The organism is Streptomyces altiplanensis, assembly GCF_053591575.1.
Genome location: NZ_JBSFUB010000014.1, coordinates 67,344 through 91,103 on the forward strand (window position 1 = coordinate 67,344; position 23,760 = coordinate 91,103).

Genomic DNA, 23,760 nt, shown 5'->3' on the forward strand with positions numbered 1-23,760 from the left:
TTCGACCGTAAGCCCGGAGCCTGCGGGTCACCAGTCGATCAGCCCCCTGCCGTCAGGGACGCGCGAGGCGGCCGGTCAGCGCCTCGCGCGAGGCCGGCCACTCGTCGCACAGCATCGAGTAGACGACGGTGTCGCGCACGGTTCCGTCGGGCCTCGTCCGATGGCCGCGCAGTACGCCCTCGCGCCGCGCGCCGAGGCGCTCGATGGCCCGCTGCGAGCGCTCGTTGCGGTGGTCGGTGTGCCAGGTGACGCGCCGCGCGCCGAGGTCGTCGAAGGCCCGGCCCAGCAGGAGCAGTTTGGCCTCGGTGTTGATGCCGGTGCGCTGGAAGCGGCTGCCGAGCCAGGTCGAGCCGATCGCGATGCCGCGGTGGGCGGGCTCTATCTCGTAGTACGAGGTGGAGCCCGCCACTTCGCCGGTCGCGACGTCGATCTGCGCGAGCGCGACGCTGTCGCCCTGCTCCTGCTTGTCCAGCAGCCCTTCGACGATCCTCCGCATCCCCGCGGCGTCGGCGGGCTGCTTCTTGGACAGCCAGGTCCAGACGGCGGGGTCCTTGAGCGCCTCGAAGAGTCCCTCGGCGTGGCCGGCGGTCAGCGGCTCAAGACGTACGTAACGGCCCGTCAGGGTGGGGCGTTCGAACCAGGCACTGCTCATGGGTGTCCTCGTTTCCGTCCATGGACGCGGCCGCGCGCGGAGGATGGGCGCGGCCACTTGTGCGCACAGCCTCCCATCCCGGGCGGGGCGGGGTCCGCCCTGTTCCGGCGGCGGACGAGGAGGCCGAGGAGCTGAAGCCGTACGAGGAGCTGTCGCCGTCAGGGCAGTACCGCCACCCCGTCCAGTTCGACCAGGCACTGCTCGTCCCAGAGGCGGACCGCGCCGATCACCGCCATGGCGGGGTAGTCACGGCCGGCCAGCCGGCTCCAGATGCGGCCCAGTTCGCGGGCGTGGGCGCGGTAGTCGGCGACATCGGTGGCGTAGACGGTGACGCGGGCCAGGTCGGCGGGGGTGCCCCCGGCGGCGCGCAGGGCGGTGAGGAGGTTGCCGAGGGCCTTCTCGAACTGGGCGGGGAGCGGGCCGCCGACGGGCTTGCCGTCCGTGCCGAGGGCCGTCTGGCCCGCCAGGAAGACCAGCCGGGAGCCGGTGGTGGTGACGGCGTGCGAGAAGCCGGTGGGCGGGGAGAGTTCGGCCGGGTTGACGCGGCGCAGGTGGTGCGGGGGGCCCGAGGGGGCTGAGGAGCGCGGGGAGGGCGGGGTCATCGGTACAGCTCCTTCGCGATGATCGTGCGCTGGACCTCGGTCGCGCCTTCGTAGATACGGGGGGCGCGGACCTCGCGGTAGAGGTGTTCGAGGAGGTGGCCGCGCTGGAGGGCGCGGGCGCCGTGCAGCTGGACGGCCGCGTCGACGACGTACTGGGCGGTCTCGGTGGCGAACAGCTTGGCCATGGCGGCGCGTCGCGGGACGCCGGGTGCGCCCGCGTCGTAGGCCGAGGCGGCGGCGTACACGAGCAGGCGCGCGGCCTCCGTGCGGGTCGCCATCTCGGCGACCCGGTGGGCGACCGACTGGAGGTCCTTGAGGGGGCCGCCGAAGGCGGTACGGCTCGCGGTGTGCGCGAGAGCGGCGTCGAGGGCGGCCTGGGCCATGCCGACGGCGAAGGCGCCGACGCTGGGGCGGAAGAGGTTGAGGGTGTCCATGGCGACGCGGAAGCCGTGGTCCACCTCGCCGATCACGTCGGCGCGGGTGACGGGGACACCGTCGAAGGCCAGGGCGCCGATGGGGTGCGGCGAGAGCATGTCCAGCGGGGTGCCGGTCAGTCCGGGCCGGTCGGCGGGGACCAGGAAGGCGGTGACGCCGCGGGCGCCCGCGCCCTCGGTGGTCAGGGCGAACACGGTGTAGAAGTCGGCCTCCGGCGCGTTGGAGATCCAGCACTTCTCACCGGACAGGCGCCATCCGTCCCCCTCCGGTACGGTCGTGAGCGAGAGCGCCGCGGCGTCCGATCCCGCGCCCGGCTCACTGAGCGCGAAGGCGGCGACCGCCCGCCCCGCTGTCACCTCGGGCAGCCAGCGCGCCCGTTGTTCGTCCGTGCCGGACCTGGCCACCGGGCTCGCGCCGAGCCCTTGCAGGGCGAGGGCGGTCTCGGCCTCGGTGCAGGCACGGGCGAGGGATTCACGCATCAGACAGAGGTCGAGCGCGCCGGAGCCGAACAGGCGCCGCAGCAGGCCGTGTTCCCCGAGGGCGGCGACCAACGGGCGGTTCACCCTGCCCGGTTCGCCTTTCTCCGCGAGAGGACGCAGATGGTCGGCGGCCAGCGCGCGCAGTCGCTCGCACCACTCCTGCTGCTGAGGTTCCAGCGCGAATCCCGGCATGTCCTCGCACCCCACTTTTATCGCGGACCGTTGACTGTCGTCACCCAAACGATACGCTCAGGAGGCGACAAGGGGGCGATCCCGTCATGGAGCTGAAGACCTCAGCGCACGTCGACACCTTTCCCCGCGACCGGCTGCCGCCGGCCCATCAGTGGCCGCGGCTGCTCCTCGACCGTCCTGAGCTGCGCTATCCCGACCGCCTCAACTGCGGGGCGGAGCTCCTGGACCGTACGGTCGAGCGCTTCGGCCCGGACCGGCCCGCCTTCCGCACCGGCGCGGGCGAGGTCTGGACGTACGGCGAACTGCTCGGCCGCGTCGACCGGATCGCGCACGTCCTCACCACCGACCTGGGCGTCGTGCCCGGCAACCGTGTCCTGCTGCGCGGACCCACCACACCGTGGCTGGCGGCCTGCTGGCTCGCGGTGATGAAGGCGGGCGCGGTGGCGGTGACGGTGCTGGCGCAGCAGCGGGCGGCCGAGCTGGCGACCATGTGCGAGATCGCGCGGGTCAGCCACGCCCTGTGCGACGTACGGGCCGTCGACGACCTCGTGAAGGCCGAGGTGCCCGGGATGCGCGTCATGGCGTACGGCGGCGACGCGCCCGACGACCTCCTGCGGGCGGCGGAGGGCAAGCCGCCCCGGTACGACGCCGTCCGGACGTCGGCCGACGACGTCGCGCTGATCGCCTTCACCTCGGGGACCACCGGGCGGCCCAAGGGCTGCATGCACTTCCACCGTGATGTGCTGGCCGTCGCCGACACCTTCTCGCGCCATGTGCTGCAGCCTGTGCCCGAAGACGTCTTCACGGGCAGTCCGCCGCTCGGCTTCACGTTCGGGCTCGGCGGTCTGGTGATCTTCCCGATGCGGGCGGGCGCCTCGGCGCTGCTGCTCGAACAGGCGGGACCCAGGCAGCTGCTGCCCGCCCTCGCCGAGCACCGGGTGTCGGTGCTGTTCACCGCGCCGACGGCGTACCGGGCGATGCTGGACGACGTGGGCGCGTACGACCTGCGCGCCCTGCGCCGCTGCGTCTCGGCCGGCGAGAACCTGCCCGCCGCCACCTGGCAGGCCTGGTACGAGCGCACCGGGCTGCGCATCATCAACGGCATCGGCGCGACCGAGCTGCTGCACATCTTCATCTCGGCGGCGGACGAGGCGGTCAGGCCGGGCACGACGGGCGTGCCCGTGCCGGGCTGGGAGGCGCGGGTGGTCGACGGGTCGGGCCGTCCCGTGCCCGACGGCGAACCCGGGCTGCTGGCGGTGCGCGGGCCCGTGGGCTGCCGCTACCTCGCGGACGACCGGCAGACGCAGTACGCGCGGGACGGCTGGAACCTCACCGGCGACACCTACGTGCGCGACGGCGACGGCTACTTCCGCTACGTCGCCCGCGCCGACGACATGATCATCTCGGCCGGGTACAACATCGCGGGACCGGAGGTCGAGGACGCGCTGCTGCGCCATCCCGATGTGGTGGAGGCGGCGGTGGTGGGACGGGCCGACGAGCTGCGCGGCCAGGTGGTGGTGGCGTACGCCGTGCTGCGCGACAAGGCGGCGCGCGGGGAGGCGACGGCGGCGCGGCTGCGCGACTTCGTCAAGGCCGAGCTGGCGCCGTACAAGTGCCCGCGCGACATCGTCTTCCTGGACGCCCTCCCCCGGACGCCGACCGGCAAGCTCCAGCGCTTCCGGCTGCGGGCGGCCGTAGAGTGATCACGTGGCCGAGCAGCACACCCCCCGTTCCCTGATCGTCTCCCTCTACGGCGCGTACGGACGCACTCCCGGCGCGGGCGCGGAGTCCGTGCCGGGGGACCCCCTGCCGGTGGCCGAGCTGATCCGGCTGCTGGCCGCCGTCGGGGTCGACGCGCCGTCGGTGCGCTCGTCGGTCTCCCGGCTCAAGCGCCGCGGGCTGCTCGTGGCCGCCCGTACGCCGGAGGGCGCCGCCGGTTACGCGCTGTCCGGCGACGCCCGTCAGCTCCTCGTCGACGGCGACCGCCGCATCTACGACCGCCCCGCGCCACGGCTGTCCGACGGCTGGGTGCTCGCCGTCTTCTCGGTCCCCGAGGCCGAGCGCGCCAAGCGGCACGTGCTGCGCTCCCGCCTCGCCCGCCTGGGCTTCGGGGCGGCGGCGCCGGGTGTGTGGATCGCGCCGGCGGGGCTGTACGAGGAGACCCGGCACACGCTGGAGCGCCTCCAGCTCGCCCCGTACGTCGATCTGTTCCGCGGGGAGCACCTCGGCTTCACCGCGACGGAGGAGGCGGTGGCGCGCTGGTGGGACCTGGCGGCGATCGCCAAGCAGCACGAGCAGTTCCTGGATCTGCACGAGCCGGTGCTGCGGTCGTGGGCGACGCGGGGCGACGCGGCGCCGGATCCGCGGGAGGCCTACCGGGACTACCTCCTGGCCCTCGACTCCTGGCGCCGCCTTCCGTACGCCGACCCCGGTCTTCCGGCCGAGCTGCTGCCGGCGGACTGGCCGGGGGTGCGCTCGGCGGAGGTCTTCGCGGGGCTGCACGCGCGGCTGCGCGACGCGGGGGCGGAGTTCGTGCGCGGCGGCGGCGCCTGACCGGAAAGCGGATGACGAAAAGCGGGTGACGAACCCCGGCGCCGCCCGGCAGCATGGGGCATGACCTGGACCTTCGGTGAAGACCTCGACGAGTACCTGGCCGCCGCGGGCGCCGCCGTCGCCGCCCGGCCCGTGGAGAACACGCTGCTGCTCACAGTCGCCGGGACACTGAGGCGGCGCGGCAGCGACGCGTACGGCGAAGGCACCCCCCGGTACGGCTGGTGGCGCGGCGCGGACGGCCGGGTGGACGGTGCGCTGCTGTGGACGCCGCCGCACGCGATGCTGGTGGGGACCGTGCCGACGGAGGCGGTGGCGCCGCTGGCCGGGGCGTGCGTGACGTTCGGCGGCCCGGCGGTCAGCGCGGAGCGGGGCACGGCCGAGGCGCTGGCGGCCGAATGGCGTCGTACCGGCGCGCAGGTCACCACCGTGGTGGAGCAGCGGCTGTACCGGCTCGGGGAGCTGACCCCGCCGGACCCCGCGCCGCCGGGCCGCGCGCGGGTGGCGACCACGGCCGACCGGGAACTCCTGGTGGAGTGGGCCGATGCCTTCCAGGAGGACATCGGCGCCGGCCGTACCGGTCCGGGGGCCGAGCGGGCGGTCGACGACCGCATCGCCTACGGCGGCCTGACCCTGTGGGAGCACGACGGCGTCCCGGTGTCGATGGCGGGCGTCTCCCGCCCCGCCGCGGGCGCGGTGCGTGTCGCGCCGGTCTACACGCCGCCGCAGCGGCGCGGGCGCGGGTACGCGGCGGCGGTCACGGCCGCGGTGAGCGGGGCGGCGCGGGACGCGGGGGCGGGTGAGGTGCTGCTCTTCACGGACCTCGCGAATCCGACGAGCAACGGGGTGTACCGGCGCATCGGCTACCGCGCGGTGGCGGACCGGGTGGAGATCGTGGTGGCGGGGTAGGGCGCGGGCACACCGCCACCGGTACCGCGGCGATCGGGGCGGACGATCATCAGGACGACGGCGACCGCCCGAAGGACGTTGAAGATGCCGGTGAGCATGGTCAGGCGGGCCGCCGTGGAGCCGCTCGCGCTCGCCACCGCCGCCGCCCTGACCACGAACTGGCCGCTGCTCGCGTTCGCCGGCGCGCTCGCGGCCGCCTCGCACGCCGCGGTGGCGGCTTCGGCCCGCGCCTGCCGCCACTGCGCCCGTCTGCCCACCGCGTGACCCGCCGCCTCCCCGCCGCACGGCTGACGCCGTCATCCGCAGCGGGCAGAGATCCGGGGTCCTCCCGCGGCGGGTTTCCGGCCCATCCGGTTCAGATCCCGTTCAGCCTCGGCTTCGGCGCGTCCGTGCGCCCGGCCGGCGGGGTCCGGCTGCCCGCCCGGTACGGCAGGGGCCACGGCGCGCCCGGACCCGTGTAGCCCTGCTCGGCCGCCGCGTGGAGCGTCCAGTGCGGGTCGTAGAGGTGCGGGCGCGCCAGCGCGCACAGGTCCGCACGGCCCGCCAGCAGCAGTGAGTTGACGTCGTCCCAGGACGAGATCGCGCCGACCGCGACGACCGGCACGCCCAGGGTGTTGCGGATACGGTCGGCGTACGGCGTCTGGTACGAGCGGCCGTACTCGGGGGCTTCGTCGGGCACGACCTGCCCGGTCGAGACGTCGATCGCGTCGGCGCCGTGCGCGGCGAAGGCACGGGCGATCTCCACCGCGTCCTCGTCCGTGGTGCCGCCGTCCGCCCAGTCGGTGGCGGAGATGCGGACCGTCATCGGCCGGTCGTCCGGCCAGACGGCCCGTACGGCGTCGAAGACCTCCAGGGGGAAGCGGAGGCGGCCGGCGAGGGAACCGCCGTACGCGTCGGTCCGCCGGTTGGTGAGAGGGGAAAGGAAGCCGGAGAGCAAGTAGCCGTGGGCGCAGTGGAGTTCGAGCAGGTCGAAGCCGGCTTCGGCCGCACGCAGCGCCGCCGACACGAACTGTTCGCGTATGACGGCGAGTCCGTCCGCGTCGAGTTCGCGCGGGACCTGGCTGACGCCCGCGCGGTACGGCAGCGGGGAGGCGGCGGACACGGGCCAGTTGCCGTCCTCCAGCGGCTGGTCGATGCCCTCCCACATCAGCCGCGTCGAGCCCTTGCGCCCCGAGTGGCCGAGCTGGACGCCGACGGCCGTGCCCGGTGACTGCCGGTGCACGAAGTCGGTGATCCGGCGCCAGGCGGCGGCCTGGCCGGGGGTGTAGAGGCCGGTACAGCCCGGGGTGATGCGGCCCTGCGGGCTCACGCACACCATCTCGGTCATGACCAGGCCCGCTCCCCCCAGGGCCCGGGCGCCCAGGTGGACGAGGTGGAAGTCGCCGGGGACGCCGTCGAGGGCCGCGTACATGTCCATGGGCGATACGACGACCCGGTTGCGCAGGGTCAGACCGCGCAGCCGGAAGGGGGTGAACATCGGGGGTGTGCCGGGCGGGCAGCCGAAGTCGTCCTCGACGGTCTCCGTGAAGGCGGGGTCGCGCAGCCGCAGGTTGTCGTGGGTGACGCGGCGGCTGCGGGTGAGCAGGCCGAAGGCGAACTGCCGCGGCGGCTGGTCGAGATACGTGCCGAGTTCCTCGAACCAGCGCAGGCTGGCGGCGGCCGCGCGCTGCGTGGAGGCGACGACGGGGCGGCGCTCGCTCTCGTACGCCGCCAGGGCGGACGGCAGGTCGGGCTGCTCCTCGACGCACGCGGCCAGTGCCAGGGCGTCCTCGACGGCGAGCTTGGTGCCCGAGCCGATGGAGAAGTGGGCGGTGTGGGCGGCGTCGCCGAGCAGGACCGTGTTGCCGTGGCTCCAGCGGTCGTTGACGACGGTGCGGAAGGCGGTCCAGGAGGAGGAGTTGGAGCGCAGGGGGCGGCCGCCGAGCGCGCCGGCGAAGAACGCGGCGCAGCGCTCCGTGGATTCGGCCTCGCCGCAGCGGTCGAGACCGGCGGCCCGCCAGACCTCCTCGCGCATCTCGACGATGACGGTCGACGTGTTCTTCGTGTAGGGGTAACCGTGGAGCTGCATGACGCCGTGTCCGGTCTCGGCGGTCTCGAAGCGGAAGGCGTCGAAGGCGAAGTCGGCGGCGAGCCAGATGTAGCGGCAGCGGTGGGTGGTGACGCGGGGCGCGAAGACATCGGCGTACGCCGCACGGGTGAGGCTGTGCACACCGTCCGCGGCGACCACCAGGTCGTACGCCGCGGAGAGCTCGGCGGCGGGCGGCGCCTCCTCGCGGACGCGCAGGCCGACGCCGAGCGAACGGCAGCGCTCGTGCAGGATCTCCAGGAGCCGGCGGCGGCCGAGGGCGGCGAAACCGTGGCCGCCGGAGGTCAGGGTCCGGCCGCGGTGGACGATGTCGATGCCGTCCCACCGTACGAACTCGTCCTGGAGCGCGCGGTGGACCACGGGATCGGCGTGCTGGATGCCGCCCAGCGTCTCGTCGGAGAGGACGACGCCGAAGCCGAAGGTGTCGTCGGGGGCGCCGCGCTCCCAGACCGTGATCTCGCGCGCGGGGCCGAGCCGCTTGAGGAGGGCGGCGGCGTAGAGCCCGCCGGGGCCGCCGCCCACCACGGCCACGCGCAGCGGCCGGCGCATCGTCAGCGCCCCCGCCACTTCGGGGGGCGCTTCTCGGTGAAGGCCGCGTGGAACTCGGCGTAGTCGTCGCCGTTCATCAGCAGTGCCTGGGTGGCGGCGTCCATTTCGACGGCGGCGGCGAGCGGCATGTCCAGCTCGGCGGTGAGCAGCGCCTTGGTCTGCGCGTACGCCAGGGCCGGGCCGTCGGCGAGGCGCCGGGCCAGCTCGGCGGCGCGGGTGTCCGCCTGCCCCTCGCCCGTCATCTCGCTGATCAGGCCGATCCGCTCCGCCTCGGGGGCGCGCACCGGCTCGCCGAGCATCAGCAGCCTGGTGGCGTGCCCGAGCCCGACGACCCGCGGCAGCAGGTACGCCGCCCCCATGTCGCCGCCCGAGAGGCCGACCCGGGTGAAGAGGAAGGCGAACCGGGCGGAGGGGTCGGCGATCCGGAAGTCCGCGGCGAGGGCGAGGACGGCGCCGGCGCCCGCCGCCACCCCGTGCACGGCGGCGATCACCGGGAAGGGGCATTCGCGCAGCGCCCGTACGACCTGTCCGGTCATCCGGTTGAAGTCGAGGAGCTGCGCCGTGTCCATGGAGAGCGTGGCACCGATGATCTCGTCGACGTCGCCGCCCGAGCAGAAGCCGCGGCCCTCGCCGCCGAGGACCAGGGCGCGCACGGCGCGCTCGCGGGACAGCTCGGCGAGGAGGTCGCGCAGATCGGCGTACGCGCCGAAGGTGAGCGCGTTGAGTTTCTCCGGCCGGGCGAGAGTGACGGTGGCGACGCCGTCCTCGACGGTCAGCCGCAGATGGTGCCACTGTTTCGTGCGGGGAGCTGAGCTGGGAAAGGGGCTCATGGGGCGGGGCTCCTTCGGCCGGCGGCCTGCTGTCTGTGCCGTGCGCTCGCGCCTGTGCTGCCTGTGCCTGCCACCCGAAGGTATCACTTGTCCGTGACCGTCGTCACGAGAACGCGATACCCCTTGCGGGACCGACGTCCCGGCCGGCCGGGGCGGAGGTCCCGCGCCCGGTGGCCGGGCAGCACTACGCACCACGTCCTCGAAGTCCGTATGGTTTAACGAACGACTGCTTGCACCCCGGAAGGGGCATTACGCCGTGCTGGAAACCGCACGACCCGCCACCTGGCGCGTCACACTGCCGCACACCACTGCCGCAGTGCCGATCGCGCGCGCCCTGATCCGTACCGCCCTCTCGGACACCTCGGCGCCAGAAGCCTCCGCGGACACCACCGACACGGCAGAACTGCTCACCGCCGAACTCGTCGCCAACGCCGTGGAGCACACCGGTGGGGAGCAGCCCATAGAGCTGGTGGTGGAGCTGTCGCCGGCCGGCTGCCAGGTCGAGGTGCACGACCGCGACCCGGGGCCGCCGGGCCATCTGGAATCGGCGGCGGACATACGGCCGCCCGACCCCTGGCAGGAGCACGGCCGCGGGCTGCTGCTCATCCGCATGCTCAGCTCGGCCTGCGGGCACCGCCGCACCGAGTACGGCAAGGCCGTCTGGTTCACGCTTCCCGCGCTGCCTGCTCCCGCGTACTGACGAGACGGGAGTGGCGGCGGCCGTAGAGGGCGTACACCAGCGCGCCGGCCACCAGGAACACCGCGAACTGGACCCAGGTCGTCCAGCCCGTCCCGTACATCAGGTAGAGGCAGAAGGCCACGCCCAGCACCGGGCTCACCGGGTAGAGGGGGACCCGGAAGGAGCGCCGCAGGTCCGGGTTGCGGCGGCGCAGCGCGACGACGGCGACGTTCACCACGGCCATGACCGCCAGGGTGCCGATGGTCGTCAGGTTGATCACGACGTCGAGCGGCACGACGGCGGCCGGTACCGCGAAGACCGCGGCGACGATCCAGGTGTTGGCGACGGGCGTCGAGGTCTTCGGCGAGACGTGCTCGAAGACGCGCGGGACGAGGCCGTCACGGGACATCGACATCAGGACGCGGGTCTGCCCGTACATCACGGCGAGGACGACGGACGCGATGGCGACGACCGCGCCGAAGGCGATGACGCCGCCGCCGAGCGTCGAGTCCGTGACCCGGTTGACGATGAGCGAGAGCGCGGCGGGCTGCGACGCGACGTCGGCGGCGGACATCGCGCCGATGGCGGCGATCGCGACCAGGCAGTACAGCAGCGTGACGATGCCGAGGCAGATCATGATCGCCAGCGGGACGTTCCTGCGCGGGTCCTTGACCTCTTCGCCGGCCGTGGTGATCGCGTCGAAGCCGATGTACGAGAAGAAGGCGAGCGAGGCTCCCGAGGTGATGCCCGCCAGGCCGTGCGGGGCGAACGGCGAGAGGTTGTCCGAGGAGAAGGCCGTGAACGCGATGGCGCAGAAGAGGATCAGTACGGCGATCTTCACGACGGCCATGACGGCGGTGGCGCGGGCGCTCTCCCGGACCCCGCGCACCAGCAGCAGCGCGGCGAGCAGTATCACGACGACGGCGGGGATGTTCACGACGCCGCCGTCGCCGGGCGGGCTGGAGAGCGCGGCGGGCAGTTGCCATCCGACGAGGCTGTTGAGGAGCTCGTTGAGGTACTGGCCCCAGCCGACGGCGACGGCGGAGACGGACACGCCGTATTCGAGCAGCAGGCACCAGCCGGTGAGGAAGGCGACGCGCTCGCCGAGGGCGGCGTAGGCGAAGGAGTACGAGCTGCCGGAGACCGGGATCGCGCCGCCGAGCTCGGCGAACGAGAAGGCGGTGAAGACGCAGGTGATCGCGGCGAGGACGAAGGACACGACGACGGCGGGGCCCGCTTCGGCGACGCTGTCGGAGAGGCCGACGAAGATGCCGGTGCCGACGATGGCGCCGACGCCGAAGCACACGAGCTGGAAGAGCCCCATGGTGCGCTTGAGACCGTGACCCTCAAGGTCCGCGCCCGATTCGGCGACGAGCTGGTCGGGGGACTTGATGCGCTGCATGGGGGTGGTTCTCTTCTCTTGCGCTCACAACGAAATGGGGTCCGAGCGTGCGAGCTCGGACCCCACCAATCGGCGACATACTAGCCGCCACCGCGCATGTTCACCCAAACGGTTGTATAGCTATTTCTGACCGGACATGGTAGCCACGAGCACGGCCTTGATCGTGTGCATACGGTTCTCGGCCTCGTCGAAGACGACCGAGTGCGCCGACTCGAAGACCTCGTCGGTGACCTCCAGCTCGGTCAGGCCGTACTGCTCGTGGATCTCGCGGCCGACCTTGGTGCCCAGGTTGTGGAAGGCCGGCAGGCAGTGCAGGAACTTCACGTCCGGGTTGCCGGTGGCGCGCAGTACGTCCATGGTCACCGCGTACGGGGAGAGGGCCTCGATCCGCTCGCCCCAGACCTCCTTGGGCTCCCCCATCGACACCCAGACGTCGGTGGCGACGAAGTCGGCGCCCAGAACCCCCTCGGCGACGTCCTCGGTGAGGGTGACGCGGGCGCCGCTCAGCTCGGCGGCCTTGCGGGCCTGCGCGACGATGTCGTCGGCCGGCCAGTAGGCCCGGGGCGCGACGATGCGCACGTCCATGCCGAGCAGGGCGCCGGTGGCCAGGTAGGAGTTGCCCATGTTGAAGCGGGCGTCCCCCAGGTAGGCGAAGGCGATCCGCTCCAGGGGCTTGGCGCAGTGCTCGGTCATGGTGAGTACGTCGGCGAGCATCTGGGTGGGGTGCCAGTCGTCGGTGAGCCCGTTGAAGACGGGGACGCCGGCGTACGCGGCCAGCTCCTCGACGGCGGCCTGGCTGTCCCCGCGGTACTCGATGCCGTCGAACATCCGGCCCAGCACGCGCGCCGTGTCCCTGACCGACTCCTTGTGCCCGATCTGGGAGCCGGAGGGGTCGAGGTACGTCGTCGACGCGCCCTGGTCGGCGGCGGCCACCTCGAACGCGCAGCGGGTGCGGGTGGAGGTCTTCTCGAAGATCAGCGCGATGTTCCTGCCGCGCAGCCGCGGCACCTCGGTGCCCGCCTTCTTGGCCGCCTTGAGCTCGGCGGCGAGGTCGATCAGGCCGCGGAACTCCTCCGCGGTGAAGTCCAGCTCCTTGAGGAGGTGGCGGCCTGCGAGGTCTGTCGCCATGGTGGCTGCTCCTGAGTCGGTCGCCCATACGGGGATTGGAAGTGTATACGAATGAGCGCATCACTATACAGCGTCGCGTTCGACCGGGCAGCTCATGCACCGGGGACCGCCCCGCCCCCTGCCCAGCTCGTTCCCCTTGATCTCGATGACCTCGATGCCCTGCTTGCGCAGATGGGTGTTGGTGGTGACGTTGCGCTCGTACGCCACGACCACGCCCGGCTCGACCGCCAGCACGTTGCAGCCGTCGTCCCACTGCTCGCGCTCCGCCGCGTGGACGTCCTGGGTGGCGGTCAGCACCCGGACGGAGTCCAGGCCGAGGGCGGCCGCTATGGCGCGGTGCATGTGCTCGGGCGGATGGTCGGTGACCTTCAGCTCGCGCTCGCCGTCCCCCGGTTCGATGGTGTACGAGCGGAGCATGCCGAGCCCGGCGTACTGGGTGAAGGTGTCGCCGTCGACCATCGTCATCACCGTGTCGAGATGCATGAACGCCCGGCTCTTGGGCATGTCGAGCGCCACGATGGTGGTGGCGGAGCCCGCCTCGAAGAGCCCGCGGGCGAGCATCTCCACGGCCTGCGGGGTGGTGCGCTCGCTCATTCCGATCAGGACGGCGCCGTTGCCGAGGACCAGGACGTCGCCGCCCTCGATGGTGGAGGGGTAGTCGTGCTGCCCCTCCGACCAGTGGTGGAAGTCCCCCGCCTCCGGACCCCTGAAGAGCGGGTGGTGCTTGTAGATCGCCTCGAAGTGGACGGTCTCGCGCTGCCGGGCCGGCCAGCGCATGGCGTTGATGGACACGCCGTCGTATATCCAGGCGGAGGTGTCCCGGGTGAAGAGATGGTTCGGCAGCGGCTGGATCAGGAAGTCGTCCAGGTCCATGACGTGGAAGCGGACCGAGGTCGGCTCGGGGTGGCGCGCCAGGAACTCCCGCTTCGTCATGCCGCCGACGAGCGCCTCGACCAGATCGGTCACGGGCAGGTCGTCGAACGCCTCGCGCAGGTGGCCGGTGGCGAGCGGACCGTACTCCTTCTCGTCGAAGACCCGGTCCAGGACGAGGTTCCTGGCCGCCGGGATCTCCAGCGACTCGCGCAGCAGATCACCGAAAAGGTGCACCACGACGCCCCGGTCGCGCAGGACGTCGGCGAATCCGTCGTGCTCCTGGCGCGCGCGGCGCACCCACAGCACGTCGTCGAAGAGCAGCGCGTCCTTGTTGCTGGGGGTGAGACGCTTCAGCTCCAGATCCGGTCGGTGGAGAATGACGCGGCGCAGCCGCCCGGCCTCGGAATCGACATGGAATCCCATCCCCCCATCCTGGCCGAGCGCGGCCGGGCGCGCGGCCCTACGGGGAAGTGCGGCCGGGGAAGTGCGGTCGTCCGGAGCGCCGTCGCGGTGACGCCGCGCGGCCGCCGGATGAGGGAACACCGGGTGCCTCGCGGGGACATGCCCGTGTGGCCAGGGGCGGCCGCCCCCTGCGCGACAGGGATCCGCATCGCGCGGGGGGCGCACTTCAGGTCACAGCCGCGGGTCGACCGGCTCCGACTCCAGTGCCAGGACCGCGAACACGGCCTCGTGGATCCGCCACAGCGGCTCCCCCTCGGCCAGCCGGTCCAGCGCCTCCAGGCCCAGTGCGTACTCGCGCAGAGCGAGCGAGCGCTTGTGGCCCAGGAACCGGTTGCGCAGCTTGGCGAGCTGTTCCGGGCGGGTGTACTCGGGACCGTAGATGATCCGCAGGTACTCGCGGCCGCGCACCTTGATGCCCGGCTGCACGAGCCTGTTCTTCCCGTCCCGTGCGAGTGCCTCGACCGGCTTGACGACCATGCCCTCGCCGCCCCGGCTGGTCATCTCCAGCCACCAGTCGGTGCCCGACCGGACGGACTCCGGGTCGCCGGTGTCGACGATCAGCCTGCGGGTGGTCTGGAGCAGTGCGGTCGGGTCGTGCTCGACCAGCCGGTCCAGCCAGGCCAGCTGCTGGTCGTGCGGTACGCCCGCGAGCGAACGGCCCTGGACGGCGAGCAGCTGGAACGGTGCGAGCCGCACGCCCTCCAGCCCTTCGGTGGGCCAGCAGTAGCGCCGGTACGCGTCGGTGAACGCGGCCGCGTCGGCGGCCCGTTCGCGCTGCGTCGCCAGCAGGCCGCTGACGTCGACCCCGCGGGCGGCCGCCCCTTCGAGCGCCGCCAGGACGCCGGGGAAGACGGCGCGCGACGCGGCGCCCACGGCGGCGTACTGGTGGCGCAGCAGTCCTGACGCCTTGAGCGACCAGGGCATCAGCTCGGCGTCGAGCAGCAGCCAGTCGGTCCGGAGCTCGTCCCAGAGACCGGCCTCGGTGACGGCGGTGCGCAGCCGGTGGAGGATCAGCTCGGTGATGGTCTGCCCGTCGAAGAAGGGGCGGCCGGTACGGGTGTGGACGACGCCGGTCGGGCCGTCCACGCCGAACCGCTCGCGCGCCGTGCCCGCGTCCCGGCAGACCAGCACCACCGCCCGGGAGCCCATGTGCTTCTCCTCGCACACGACCCGCGCGACACCGTCCGCCCTGTAGCCGGCGAAGGCCTCGGCGGGGTGCTCCAGGTAGCCGTCCACCGCCGACGTGCCGGTCGGGGACATCGTCGGCGGCAGGTAGGCGAGCAGACGCGGGTCGACGGCGAAGCGGCTCATGACTTCGAGCGCGGCGGCCGCGTTCTCCTCGCGTACGGCGACCCGGCCCATGTGCCGCGTCTCGACGACCCGGCGGCCGTGCACGTCGGCGAGGTCCAGCGGACGGCCGCCCTCTGCCCCGTTCGATGCGGCTCCGCCGGGCGTCTCGGTGGTGAGCGGCTTGGCCGGCTCGTACCAGACCCGCTCGGCCGGTACGTCGACGAGCTCGCGCTCGGGCCAGCGCAGCGCCGTCATCTTCCCGCCGAAGACCGCGCCGGTGTCCAGGCAGATGGTGTTGTTGATCCAGGAGGTGTCGGGCACGGGTGTGTGGCCGTAGACGACGGCGGCGCGGCCGCGGTAGTCCTCGGCCCACGGGTAGCGCACGGGCAGGCCGAACTCGTCGGTCTCGCCGGTCGTGTCGCCGTACAGCGCGTGCGAGCGGACCCGGCCGGAGGTACGGCCGTGGTACTTCTCGGGCAGCCCGGCGTGGCACACGACGAGGTTGCCGCCGTCGAGGACGTAGTGGCTGACGAGCCCGTCGATGAACTCCCGCACCTGCTCCTTGAAGCCCTCGTCCTCCTTCTCCAGCTGCTCGATGGTCTCGGCGAGTCCGTGCGTGTGCTGGACGTTCCTGCCCTTGAGGTAACGGCCGAGCTTGTTCTCGTGGTTCCCGGGCACGCACAGCGCGTCGCCGGAGGCGACCATGCCCATCACCCGGCGCAGCACGCCCGGGCTGTCGGGACCGCGGTCGACGAGGTCGCCGACGAAGACGGCCGTACGCCCTTCGGGGTGCGACCCGTCGACGTAACCGAGCTTGCTCAGCAGGGTCTCCAGCTCGGAGCGGCAGCCGTGGATGTCGCCGATGATGTCGAAGGGTCCGGTGAGGTGGGTGAGGTCGTTGTAGCGGCGCTCCAGCACGACTTCGGCGGCGTCGACCTCCTCCACGCTGCGCAGGACGTGCACCTTGCGGAAGCCCTCGCGCTCCAGGCTCCGCAGCGAACGGCGCAGCTCGCGCCGGTGCCGCTGGATGACGTGGCGGGGCATGCCGGCCCGGTCGGGGCGTACGGCGTTGCGCCCGGCGCACACCTCCTCCGGCAGGTCGAGGACGATCGCGATCGGCAGTACGTCGTACTTCCTGGCCAGCTGGACGAGCTGCTTGCGGCTCTCCGGCTGCACGTTGGTCGCGTCGACGACGGTCAGCCGGCCGGCCTCCAGACGCTTGCCCGCGATGTAGTGCAGGACGTCGAACGCGTCACGGCTCGCGCTCTGGTCGTTCTCGTCGTCGGCGACCAGGCCGCGGCAGAAGTCGGAGGAGATGACCTCGGTGGGCCTGAAGTGCCGGTGCGCGAACGTGGACTTGCCGGATCCGGTGGCGCCGACCAGGACCACGAGGGACAGGTCGGTGACGGGCAGCGTGCGGGTGGTGGTGCTCATGCGGCTTCCGCCTCCTTCTTGTCCGGTCCGGTCATGGTGAACACGGCCATCTGGGTGGGCGGTCCGACCTCGGGGTCCTCGGCCCCGACGGGGACGAACTCGACCCCGTATCCGTGCCGCTGGGCCACCTGCTCCGCCCAGGCGCGGAACTCCTCACGCGTCCACTCGAAGCGGTGGTCGCCGTGGCGCGCGTGTCCGGCGGGCAGGGACTCCCAGCGCACGTTGTACTCGACGTTCGGCGTGGTCACGAGCACGGTCCGCGGACGCGCCGAGCCGAACACGGCGTACTCCAGGGCCGGCAGCCGCTCCAGGTCGAGGTGCTCGACGACCTCGCTGAGCACGGCGGCGTCGTACCCCTTGAGCCGCTTGTCGGTGTACGTGAGGGAGCTCTGCATCAGCTTCACGCGCCCGGCCTGCCGCTCGCCCATGCGGTCCAGCTTCAGCCGCCGCGAGGCGACGGTCAGCGCGCGCATCGACACGTCCGCCCCCACGATCTCGGTGAACTTCACGTCCTTGAGCAGCGCCTGCACCAACTGGCCCTGTCCGCAGCCGAGGTCGAGCACCCGGCTCGCCCCGGCCGCGCCCAGCGCCCGGAGGATCGCGTCGCGCCGCTGCACGGCGAGCGGCACCGGCCTGTCCTCCGTGTCGGTCGTCTCGTCGACGGCGTTGTCGATCTCCTCGACCTCCAGGTCGTCGGCCTCGGCGAGACGCACGAGTTCGAGACGCTCCATGGCCTGCCGGGTCAGCCCCCACCGGCGCGACAGGTACCGGCTGGTGATCAGCTTCTGTTCGGGGTGCTCGGCCAGCCAGCCCTCACCCGCCCGCAGCAGCTTGTCCACCTCGTCGGGCGCGACCCAGTAGTGCTTCGCGTCGTCCAGCACCGGCAGCAGGACGTACAGCTGGCGCAGGGCGTCGGCGAGCCGCAGCTCGCCTTCCAGCACGAGCTGTACGTACCGCGAGTCGCCCCACTGCGGGAACTGCTCGTCCAGCGCCACCGGCTCGGCCCGCACCGTCGTCCAGCCCAGCGGGGCGAACAGCTTCGTCACCAGCTCGGCGCCGCCCCGCGCGGGCAGCGCGGGCACCTCGATGCGCAGCGGCAGCGGGGCCGCCGCACGCTCGGGCCGGGCGTTGCACACGCCGTGCAGGGCGGTCTTGAAGACCGTGCTCAGCGCGACGGCCAGCAGCGACGACGCCGCGTACGGCCGGTCGTTGACGTACTGCGCGAGCGCGGAGTCGGGCGAGCCGCCGCGCCCCTTGCCCCTGCCGCGCCGCACCAGCGCCACCGGATCCACCTCCAGCAGGAGCGCGGCCGTGCACCGCTCGGCGGACGCCTCGGGATAGAGGACGTGCGCCGTGCCGTGGGAAGTGGAGAACGTCTGCGCCTTGTCGGGGTGCTTGTGCAGCAGAAAACCGAGGTCGGTCGCGGGACGCTCCTGGTTGCCGGTTGTGCTGATCGTCAGGAACACACATCCGAGTATCGTCGGCCGGACCCGCCCCGACCACGGGTTTAAGCGTCCGGCCCGACCGCCCCGGCCAGCTCGGCGATCTCCGCGGGACCGACCCGGCAGCAGCCGCCGACCAGCCGGGCCCCGGACGCCCGCCACTCGCGCACCCGCGCCGGGTCGTAGGTGCCCCCGCCGCGCCAGCGCCTGTCCCGCGCGTCCCACTGCTCGCCGCTGTTCGGGTAGACGACGACCGGCTTTCCGGTCACCGAGGCCGCGAGCTCCACGGCCGCGTCCGCGTCGCGCGGCTCGCAGCAGTTGACGCCCACGGCGATCACCTGGTCGTTGCCCGCCGCGAGGGAGAAGGCCGCGTCCAGCGGCTGGCCGGCCCGGGTCTGCCCGCCCGCGATGCTGTACGACAGCCAGACCGGCGTCCCGGACCCCTCGACGGCCCGCAGCAGCGCCTCGGCCTCGTCGGTGTCGGGCACCGTCTCCAGCGCCAGCACATCGGGGGCCGCCGCGACGAGTGCTTCGACCCGTGGCCGGTGGAAGCGCTCCAGCTCCCGCACCGAGAGCCCGTACCGCCCCCGGTACTCACTGCCGTCGGCGAGCATCGCCCCGTACGGGCCGACCGAGGCCGCCACCCAGACCTCCCGGTCCGCGGCCTCCCCCGCCGCCCGCGCCAGTTCGACGCTGCGCGCCAGCAGCTCCGCGGCCCCGGCCGGGCCGACGCCCCGCCGGGCGAAGCCCTCGAACGTCGCCTGGTAGCTGGCGGTGATCAGCACCTGTGCGCCCGCCCGCACATACGCCGCGTGCGCCGCCGTGATCTGCTGCGGCCCGTCGGCGAGCAGCCGCGCCGACCACAGCGCGTCGGACAGGTCGCAGCCCTGTGCCTCCAGCTGGTTGGACAGGCCGCCGTCGAGGACGACGGCCCGCCGGCCGGCGGCCCCGAGCGCGGCGGCAAGCGGACGGACGGGTTTCACGGTGGGACTCCTGGATCGGTCGGCCGTACGGATCAGTTCAGCTGGGACAGCACCTGCGAGGAGATCAGCTCCAGGTGTTCGAGGTCGTCCAGGTCCAGCATCTGGAGGTAGACCCGGGACGTTCCGATCGCGGCGTACTGCCCGATCTTGTCGACCACCTCGGCGGGCGAGCCCGCCAGCCCGTTCGCCTTGAGCTCGTCCACGTCCCGCCCGATGGCCGCCGCCCGGCGGGCCACCTCCGCGTCGTTCTTGCCGACGCACGCCACCAGCGCGTTGGAGTACACCAGGTCGTCCGCCCTGCGCCCGGCCTTCTCGGCGGCCGCCCTGACGCGTCCGAACTGCCGCTCGCTGTCCTCCAGCGAGGCGAACGGGATGTTGAACTCGTCGGCGTACTGCGCGGCCAGCCGCGGCGTACGGACCGCGCCGTGCCCGCCGACCAGCACCGGCACCTTCGCCTGCGCGGGCTTGGGCAGCGCGGGCGAGTCCGTCAGCTGGTAGTACGTCCCGTCGTAGCTGAACGTCTTGCCGGCCTCCGTCGCCCACAGCCCGGTGACGATGGCCAGCTGCTCCTCCAGTCGGCCGAACTTCTCCTTCGGGAACGGGATGCCGTACGCCCGGTGCTCCTCCTCGAACCAGCCTGCTCCCAGACCGAGTTCGACCCGGCCGCCCGACATCTGGTCGACCTGCGCGACCTGGATGGCCAGCACGCCCGGCAGCCGGAACGTACCCGCGGTCATCAGCGTGCCGAGCCGGATCCGCTTGGTCTCGCGGGCGAGCCCGGCCAGCGTGATCCAGGCGTCGGTCGGCCCGGGGAGGCCGTCGCCCGGCCCCATGCGCAAGTAGTGGTCGGAGCGGTAGAAGGCGTCGAAGCCGAGGTCCTCGGTGGCCTTGGCGACGGTGAGCAGGGTGTCGTAGCTCGCCCCTTGCTGGGGCTCGGTGAAGATTCGAAGATCCATACCTCCATCCTGCACCGTCGGACTGCCGCCAACCCCACCTGCCGCACCCGGCCCGCACCTGCACCTGCACCACCGGGCGAGCTCCCCCCGACGAGCCGAGCGACCGGGCCCGTCAGAACGGCTCCGCCGCCGAGCCGCGGGCCGCGCTGCGGAGCCTGTCCTCCTCCCGTACCGCGAGCCGGCGCAATATCCCGCGCACCCGGTCGCTCGACTCGTCGGCGGCGTCGATGGCCTCGATGCACTGCCAGTAGAGCGCCTCCTCGTCGGTGGCACACGCGACCCCGACGAGCGCGATCCCCACCTCCCCGAGCAGCCCGCCGAGCCGGACCAACGCCGTCCGCGCGTCACCCACTTCGGAGAGCTGCGCGGCCCGCGGCCGCGCGTCCGGGGCCAGTCTGACGGCGTCGTCCGCCCCTCCCGCGTACAGCGCGGGGAGGTCGAGGACTCCGCAGCCCCGCCCGCCCGTCTCGCTCAGCCCCCGCGCCTCGCCCCTCAGCTCCGCCGGACCGGTCAGCGCCAGCCGGCCGCCGATCGCCTGCGTCAGCGCCTGGGCCTGCCAGGCCTCCGCCAGGATCTCCGGTGCCGACCGGCTCTGCGCGAGTGCGTACCGGCTCTGCCCGATGAGCCTCACAGCGTCCATGCGTCCGCCCCCCGTCCCTGCCATGGCCCGCATCTTTCGCGTACCACTTCCCTGTCCACTACCCAGAGTGAAGGTGTGGGGCCCGGAAAGCCAGAGCTGTGGCGAAATCTGTGGACACAAATGCGATTTTGGATAGGTGTATCACTCCGGAGAGTGACGATCCATGGTTTCCGGCACCGGAAAGCGCAGTTCATTCCGGTCGATCTTCGCCGCCAGCGCCGCCAGCACATCGATCCCGAGCACCTCACTGAACTGCAGCAGGTACGCGAGGACATCGGCGACCTCGTCCGTCACCCGGTGCGCGGACCGCGGATCCTCCATCACCCGCGCCGACTCCTCGGGCGTCAGCCACTGGAAGATCTCCAGCAGTTCGGACGCCTCCACGCTCAGCGCCACCGCCAGGTTCTTCGGCGTGTGGTACGGCCCCCACCCCCGAGCCGCCGCGAATTCGGCCAGCCGCCGCTGCAGTCCCGCTACATCGAGTTCAGTCACGGCCCCAGGTCTACCACCGTCACTCCGTCCACTTCGCGCGCGTACGAGGCGTCCGTGACCGCCCCCACCAGCCTGATGTGCCCCCCGGCGCAGACCGAGGCCGCCAGCGCCACCAGTTCCCTCATCTGCCGCCCGTCCATCGAACGGTCGAAGCCGTCCGCGAGAACCGTCAGCGCCTGCATCGCCGCGGGCACCTCGGCGACGGTGTCCACGGCCAGCACCCCCGGCCCGGTCAGCAGCACGAGTGCGAGCGCCAGGTACCTCAGCTCACCGTCCCCGAGCCGCCCCACGGGCGTGGCCCACGGACCGCCCCGGTCCACCAGCGCCCGTACCTTCCCGTCCGCGAGCTCCTCCACGGCCAGCGCCTCCACCGGCCCCGGGCACCCCGCCCGCACCGTCGCGGCCAGCCGCGCGTGACGCTTCGCGCACTGGCGGTGCGTGCGCCACAGCACCTCCGCGAGGTTGTCGCAGCCACGCCGCAGCCGGGCGTCGCCCAGTGCCACCGGCTCCCGCATGCGCGCGGGCTGCGGGTCGCACGCGAACACCGACCGCAGCGCGAGGACCACCTGCTCCGCGGCGGCCAGCACCCGCAGTTGCCCCGCCGTCTTGCCGGCCACCCGCAGCGGCAGCAGCGCCGTACCCAGCCGGTCGCCGGGCAGCGGCGCCCGGGTCACCGGCGCCGTGCCCGCCGTGTACCAGGCCGCCTGCACCGTGCTGCGCCCCGGATCGCGCAGCGCGGTGGTCAGCAGCGTCTGCCCGTCGCAGGTCAGCCGCTCGCCGACGACGCGCAGTTCGGGTTCGGCCTGTACGGCGAGATCGAGGCGTACGGGGCCCGCGGGCCCCTCCACGGTGCAGCCGATCCTGAAACCCCGCCGCCCCTGGGCGTCGGGCCCCGTCCGCTCCGGCACGCATCCCGCCGGGTCCCGGAACACCTCGCCCAGCGCGGCGCCCCCGCCGAGGCGGGCCAGCGCGTCGTACACCTCCAGGACGCTCGACTTGCCGCTGCCGCTGGCGCCCGCGAACAGGGTCACCGGGCCGAGCGGGAAGGTCGCGCCGCGGTGCGACCTGAAGGCCGAGAGCCGCAGTTCGGTGACCGTGGGGACGCCACGGTCGTCGGCCGGAGGTCCGGGGCGCTGCCCCGGAGAGAGCACAGTCATGACCGCGACGGTACGCAGTCCCTTACCTGACGAACCGTTACCTCTGACGGACGTTCCTACGTTTGAGGGACTGCGGCCACCTCGGCCCCCTCGACCTCCATGCCGGCCGGCGACAGCAGGAAGACGTTCCGGTCGACCCGGTGCATGCCGCTGCCGAGCCCGAAGACCACACCGCTGCTGAAATCGAGAATGCGCTTGGCCACATCGGCGTCCGCCGCGGTCAGGTCCAGGAGCACCGGTACCTGCGCGATCAGGTACTCCGCGACCTCACGGGCGTCGGAGAACACCTGCACGCGCAGCACGATCATCCGCCGGTGCTCGGCGGCCTCCTGCTCCTGCGGCATCGTGCGGTGATCGACCCTGGAGGGCCACTCGTTCCTGCTGCGCAGCGGCACGACCTGAGCGAGCCCGGCCCACTGTTCATCGGTGACGTCGTACCTGCTCACCGGACCACTCCGCTCACGTGCTGTGTCTGCATCCGGCCATCTTCCCGCGACTCACCCGTTCGGCCCAACAACGACACGGCGCGGATGACGGGACTCACACCGGCATGACGGTCTCCCGTACGGAGGACAGCGCGCGGGCGGTGGCCGGAGCGGGCGGGCCGGGACGGTTCACTCCTGCCGGTCCCCGGCCTTCCTGGACGCGCGCAGGAGCAGCATCGACGCGACGGCCAGCACCACCAGGACGATACCGGCAGCCACGTCGAAGACCTGTGCGCCGTCGAAGACCACGGTGTTCTGCAGGCTCAGCAGCCAAGGCGACGCGATGAGCCAGGCCCCCGCCACCAGGACGACCAGATCGGACCACATTCCGAAGTGCCACTTGAACCGCATCAGGGCGACGAAGAACACGATCAGCCCCACAGCCAGCTCGCTGCGGTGGATGTCCTTGGCCGAGTCGGGATAGCCCACGACCCAGGGGGCGACGAACAGGGCGATGCTGGCCAGCACCATCAGCAGCCCGAGGAGCTGTTCACGCTGGTCCCGCCGGAGGGAGCTCTTGGTGCCGGACGGCACGGACGCGCGTGAAGGCGACGAAGGGTTCCCGACATTCATGGTCCACTCCTCATATCGGCCGGGCCGGCCGTCCGTGCCGCCCCGGCCGGCGGGGCGGCACCGGGGCGGGGCCTGTGGTCTCGTTCTCTCCTCGTCCATGCCGCCGTGGCGGACACCGCGCCGTGGACGGCGCCGTCATCGCGACGGGGTCCGGTACGGCGGGCGGGGGACGGTGGCGGCGGACCCCGCCCGCACCGCAGCCACTACGGCGTCGTGCAGGTTCCGGCTGTCGGCCTCCGAAGGGCAGGGGGTGGGGCTGCCCGACATGGTGAACCAGTCGGACGCTCCGCTGTACTGGACAGCGATACGCGCTTCCCCGCCCGCCCACGTGGTGTGCACGGTGAGGTCACCCGCCAGGACACCCGCCTCGTCGGTGAGCACCCCACCGCGGCCCGACAACACCCCGAGCGTTGTCCATGAAGCCCAGTCCATATCCTCCAGCTTCACACCGGCGGCCCGTATCCGCGACTGACGGCGGCG

General features: G+C 72.7%; 23 protein-coding genes. 5 read left to right on the forward strand and 18 right to left on the reverse strand.

Annotation, left to right across the window (positions count from 1 at the left end; translation table 11 throughout):
* Positions 1 to 52: 52 nt before the first annotated feature.
* From ACWD0Y_RS09860 to ACWD0Y_RS09870, 3 genes are all read right to left on the reverse strand, one after another.
* The gene (locus ACWD0Y_RS09860) at positions 53 to 652 is read right to left on the reverse strand and encodes a GNAT family N-acetyltransferase (protein WP_450259861.1); all 600 of its coding nucleotides are present in this window, start codon (positions 650 to 652) and stop codon (positions 53 to 55) included.
* A 158-nt stretch (positions 653 to 810) separates the two neighbouring features.
* Complete coding sequence (locus ACWD0Y_RS09865; protein WP_450259862.1) at positions 811 to 1,254, reverse strand: RidA family protein; 444 nt, start codon at positions 1,252 to 1,254, stop codon at positions 811 to 813.
* Entirely contained in the window at positions 1,251 to 2,360 is a 1,110-nt protein-coding gene (locus tag ACWD0Y_RS09870; RefSeq protein ID WP_450259863.1) for an acyl-CoA dehydrogenase family protein, read from the reverse strand. Before ACWD0Y_RS09870 ends, ACWD0Y_RS09865 begins: the two co-directional genes overlap by 4 nt.
* 86 nt (positions 2,361 to 2,446) lie before the next feature.
* On the opposite strand from ACWD0Y_RS09870, the gene ACWD0Y_RS09875 reads away from it, so the two are divergent.
* The 4 genes from ACWD0Y_RS09875 (at position 2,447) to ACWD0Y_RS09890 (ending at position 6,083) form a co-directional block, all read left to right on the forward strand.
* Positions 2,447 to 4,063, forward strand: a complete 1,617-nt coding sequence (locus tag ACWD0Y_RS09875; protein WP_450259864.1) for an AMP-binding protein — start codon at positions 2,447 to 2,449, stop codon at positions 4,061 to 4,063.
* A gap of 4 nt (positions 4,064 to 4,067) precedes the next feature.
* Positions 4,068 to 4,913, forward strand: coding sequence for a PaaX family transcriptional regulator (locus tag ACWD0Y_RS09880; RefSeq protein ID WP_450259865.1), 846 nt, complete (start codon positions 4,068 to 4,070; stop codon positions 4,911 to 4,913).
* A gap of 60 nt (positions 4,914 to 4,973) precedes the next feature.
* Positions 4,974 to 5,819, forward strand: coding sequence for a GNAT family N-acetyltransferase (locus tag ACWD0Y_RS09885; RefSeq protein WP_450259866.1), 846 nt, complete (start codon positions 4,974 to 4,976; stop codon positions 5,817 to 5,819).
* Between the two features lie 84 nt (positions 5,820 to 5,903).
* Positions 5,904 to 6,083 (forward strand): hypothetical protein, encoded by a 180-nt coding sequence (locus ACWD0Y_RS09890; RefSeq protein ID WP_450259867.1) that lies wholly within the window; start codon positions 5,904 to 5,906, stop codon positions 6,081 to 6,083.
* A 91-nt stretch (positions 6,084 to 6,174) separates the two neighbouring features.
* On the opposite strand, the gene ACWD0Y_RS09895 is transcribed toward ACWD0Y_RS09890, so the two are convergent.
* Both ACWD0Y_RS09895 and ACWD0Y_RS09900 read right to left on the reverse strand, forming a co-directional pair.
* Positions 6,175 to 8,454 carry a bifunctional salicylyl-CoA 5-hydroxylase/oxidoreductase gene (locus ACWD0Y_RS09895; RefSeq protein ID WP_450259911.1) on the reverse strand — a complete coding sequence of 760 codons (2,280 nt, stop codon included), beginning with the start codon at positions 8,452 to 8,454 and terminating at the stop codon, positions 6,175 to 6,177.
* Between the two features lie 2 nt (positions 8,455 to 8,456).
* The gene (locus tag ACWD0Y_RS09900; RefSeq protein WP_450259868.1) at positions 8,457 to 9,284 is read right to left on the reverse strand and encodes an enoyl-CoA hydratase family protein; all 828 of its coding nucleotides are present in this window, start codon (positions 9,282 to 9,284) and stop codon (positions 8,457 to 8,459) included.
* A gap of 256 nt (positions 9,285 to 9,540) precedes the next feature.
* On the opposite strand from ACWD0Y_RS09900, the gene ACWD0Y_RS09905 reads away from it, so the two are divergent.
* Positions 9,541 to 9,984 carry an ATP-binding protein gene (locus ACWD0Y_RS09905; RefSeq protein WP_450259869.1) on the forward strand — a complete coding sequence of 148 codons (444 nt, stop codon included), beginning with the start codon at positions 9,541 to 9,543 and terminating at the stop codon, positions 9,982 to 9,984.
* Here ACWD0Y_RS09905 and ACWD0Y_RS09910 read toward each other — a convergent pair.
* From ACWD0Y_RS09910 to ACWD0Y_RS09970, 13 genes are all read right to left on the reverse strand, one after another.
* A complete protein-coding gene (locus ACWD0Y_RS09910) occupies positions 9,950 to 11,365 on the reverse strand; it encodes an amino acid permease (RefSeq protein WP_450259870.1) in 1,416 nt (471 codons plus the stop codon). The two genes, ACWD0Y_RS09905 and ACWD0Y_RS09910, sit on opposite strands and share 35 nt — an antisense overlap.
* Before the next feature lie 120 nt (positions 11,366 to 11,485).
* Complete coding sequence (argF, locus tag ACWD0Y_RS09915) at positions 11,486 to 12,493, reverse strand: ornithine carbamoyltransferase (RefSeq protein ID WP_450259871.1); 1,008 nt, start codon at positions 12,491 to 12,493, stop codon at positions 11,486 to 11,488.
* 63 nt (positions 12,494 to 12,556) lie between these two features.
* Complete coding sequence (locus ACWD0Y_RS09920; RefSeq protein WP_450259872.1) at positions 12,557 to 13,789, reverse strand: arginine deiminase; 1,233 nt, start codon at positions 13,787 to 13,789, stop codon at positions 12,557 to 12,559.
* 210 nt (positions 13,790 to 13,999) lie between these two features.
* Entirely contained in the window at positions 14,000 to 16,552 is a 2,553-nt protein-coding gene (locus tag ACWD0Y_RS09925; RefSeq protein ID WP_450259873.1) for a polynucleotide kinase-phosphatase, read from the reverse strand.
* Positions 16,549 to 18,018 (reverse strand): 3' terminal RNA ribose 2'-O-methyltransferase Hen1, encoded by a 1,470-nt coding sequence (locus ACWD0Y_RS09930; protein ID WP_450259874.1) that lies wholly within the window; start codon positions 18,016 to 18,018, stop codon positions 16,549 to 16,551. Before ACWD0Y_RS09930 ends, ACWD0Y_RS09925 begins: the two co-directional genes overlap by 4 nt.
* Positions 18,019 to 18,059: 41 nt before the next feature.
* Entirely contained in the window at positions 18,060 to 18,977 is a 918-nt protein-coding gene (mmuM, locus tag ACWD0Y_RS09935) for a homocysteine S-methyltransferase (protein WP_450259875.1), read from the reverse strand.
* A gap of 32 nt (positions 18,978 to 19,009) precedes the next feature.
* A complete protein-coding gene (locus ACWD0Y_RS09940) occupies positions 19,010 to 19,933 on the reverse strand; it encodes an LLM class F420-dependent oxidoreductase (RefSeq protein ID WP_450259876.1) in 924 nt (307 codons plus the stop codon).
* A 112-nt stretch (positions 19,934 to 20,045) separates the two neighbouring features.
* A complete protein-coding gene (locus tag ACWD0Y_RS09945; RefSeq protein ID WP_450259877.1) occupies positions 20,046 to 20,573 on the reverse strand; it encodes a DUF6099 family protein in 528 nt (175 codons plus the stop codon).
* A gap of 141 nt (positions 20,574 to 20,714) precedes the next feature.
* Positions 20,715 to 21,065 carry a nucleotide pyrophosphohydrolase gene (locus ACWD0Y_RS09950; RefSeq protein ID WP_450259878.1) on the reverse strand — a complete coding sequence of 117 codons (351 nt, stop codon included), beginning with the start codon at positions 21,063 to 21,065 and terminating at the stop codon, positions 20,715 to 20,717.
* Positions 21,062 to 22,222, reverse strand: a complete 1,161-nt coding sequence (locus ACWD0Y_RS09955) for an AAA family ATPase (RefSeq protein WP_450259879.1) — start codon at positions 22,220 to 22,222, stop codon at positions 21,062 to 21,064. The genes ACWD0Y_RS09950 and ACWD0Y_RS09955 overlap by 4 nt, the downstream gene beginning before the upstream one ends.
* 56 nt (positions 22,223 to 22,278) lie before the next feature.
* Entirely contained in the window at positions 22,279 to 22,668 is a 390-nt protein-coding gene (locus tag ACWD0Y_RS09960; RefSeq protein WP_093798562.1) for a cell division protein SepF, read from the reverse strand.
* A gap of 168 nt (positions 22,669 to 22,836) precedes the next feature.
* Entirely contained in the window at positions 22,837 to 23,280 is a 444-nt protein-coding gene (locus ACWD0Y_RS09965) for an SPW repeat domain-containing protein (RefSeq protein WP_107081066.1), read from the reverse strand.
* 135 nt (positions 23,281 to 23,415) lie between these two features.
* Entirely contained in the window at positions 23,416 to 23,712 is a 297-nt protein-coding gene (locus ACWD0Y_RS09970) for a hypothetical protein (protein WP_450259880.1), read from the reverse strand.
* Positions 23,713 to 23,760: the final 48 nt, after the last annotated feature.

Excerpts from the sequence above, each read along its gene's own strand:
- ACWD0Y_RS09860 (WP_450259861.1), bottom strand. The coding sequence starts at position 652 with ATGAGCAGTGCCTGGTTCGAACGCCCCACCCTGACGGGCCGTTACGTA.
- ACWD0Y_RS09865 (WP_450259862.1), bottom strand. The coding sequence starts at position 1,254 with ATGACCCCGCCCTCCCCGCGCTCCTCAGCCCCCTCGGGCCCCCCGCAC.
- ACWD0Y_RS09870 (WP_450259863.1), bottom strand. The coding sequence starts at position 2,360 with ATGCCGGGATTCGCGCTGGAACCTCAGCAGCAGGAGTGGTGCGAGCGA.
- ACWD0Y_RS09875 (WP_450259864.1), top strand. The coding sequence starts at position 2,447 with ATGGAGCTGAAGACCTCAGCGCACGTCGACACCTTTCCCCGCGACCGG.
- ACWD0Y_RS09885 (WP_450259866.1), top strand. The coding sequence starts at position 4,974 with ATGACCTGGACCTTCGGTGAAGACCTCGACGAGTACCTGGCCGCCGCG.
- ACWD0Y_RS09890 (WP_450259867.1), top strand. The coding sequence starts at position 5,904 with ATGCCGGTGAGCATGGTCAGGCGGGCCGCCGTGGAGCCGCTCGCGCTC.
- ACWD0Y_RS09895 (WP_450259911.1), bottom strand. The coding sequence starts at position 8,454 with ATGCGCCGGCCGCTGCGCGTGGCCGTGGTGGGCGGCGGCCCCGGCGGG.
- ACWD0Y_RS09900 (WP_450259868.1), bottom strand. The coding sequence starts at position 9,284 with ATGAGCCCCTTTCCCAGCTCAGCTCCCCGCACGAAACAGTGGCACCAT.
- ACWD0Y_RS09910 (WP_450259870.1), bottom strand. The coding sequence starts at position 11,365 with ATGCAGCGCATCAAGTCCCCCGACCAGCTCGTCGCCGAATCGGGCGCG.
- argF (WP_450259871.1), bottom strand. The coding sequence starts at position 12,493 with ATGGCGACAGACCTCGCAGGCCGCCACCTCCTCAAGGAGCTGGACTTC.
- ACWD0Y_RS09920 (WP_450259872.1), bottom strand. The coding sequence starts at position 13,789 with ATGGGATTCCATGTCGATTCCGAGGCCGGGCGGCTGCGCCGCGTCATT.
- ACWD0Y_RS09925 (WP_450259873.1), bottom strand. The coding sequence starts at position 16,552 with ATGAGCACCACCACCCGCACGCTGCCCGTCACCGACCTGTCCCTCGTG.
- ACWD0Y_RS09940 (WP_450259876.1), bottom strand. The coding sequence starts at position 19,933 with ATGGATCTTCGAATCTTCACCGAGCCCCAGCAAGGGGCGAGCTACGAC.
- ACWD0Y_RS09945 (WP_450259877.1), bottom strand. The coding sequence starts at position 20,573 with ATGGACGCTGTGAGGCTCATCGGGCAGAGCCGGTACGCACTCGCGCAG.
- ACWD0Y_RS09955 (WP_450259879.1), bottom strand. The coding sequence starts at position 22,222 with ATGACTGTGCTCTCTCCGGGGCAGCGCCCCGGACCTCCGGCCGACGAC.
- ACWD0Y_RS09965 (WP_107081066.1), bottom strand. The coding sequence starts at position 23,280 with ATGAATGTCGGGAACCCTTCGTCGCCTTCACGCGCGTCCGTGCCGTCC.
- ACWD0Y_RS09970 (WP_450259880.1), bottom strand. The coding sequence starts at position 23,712 with ATGGACTGGGCTTCATGGACAACGCTCGGGGTGTTGTCGGGCCGCGGT.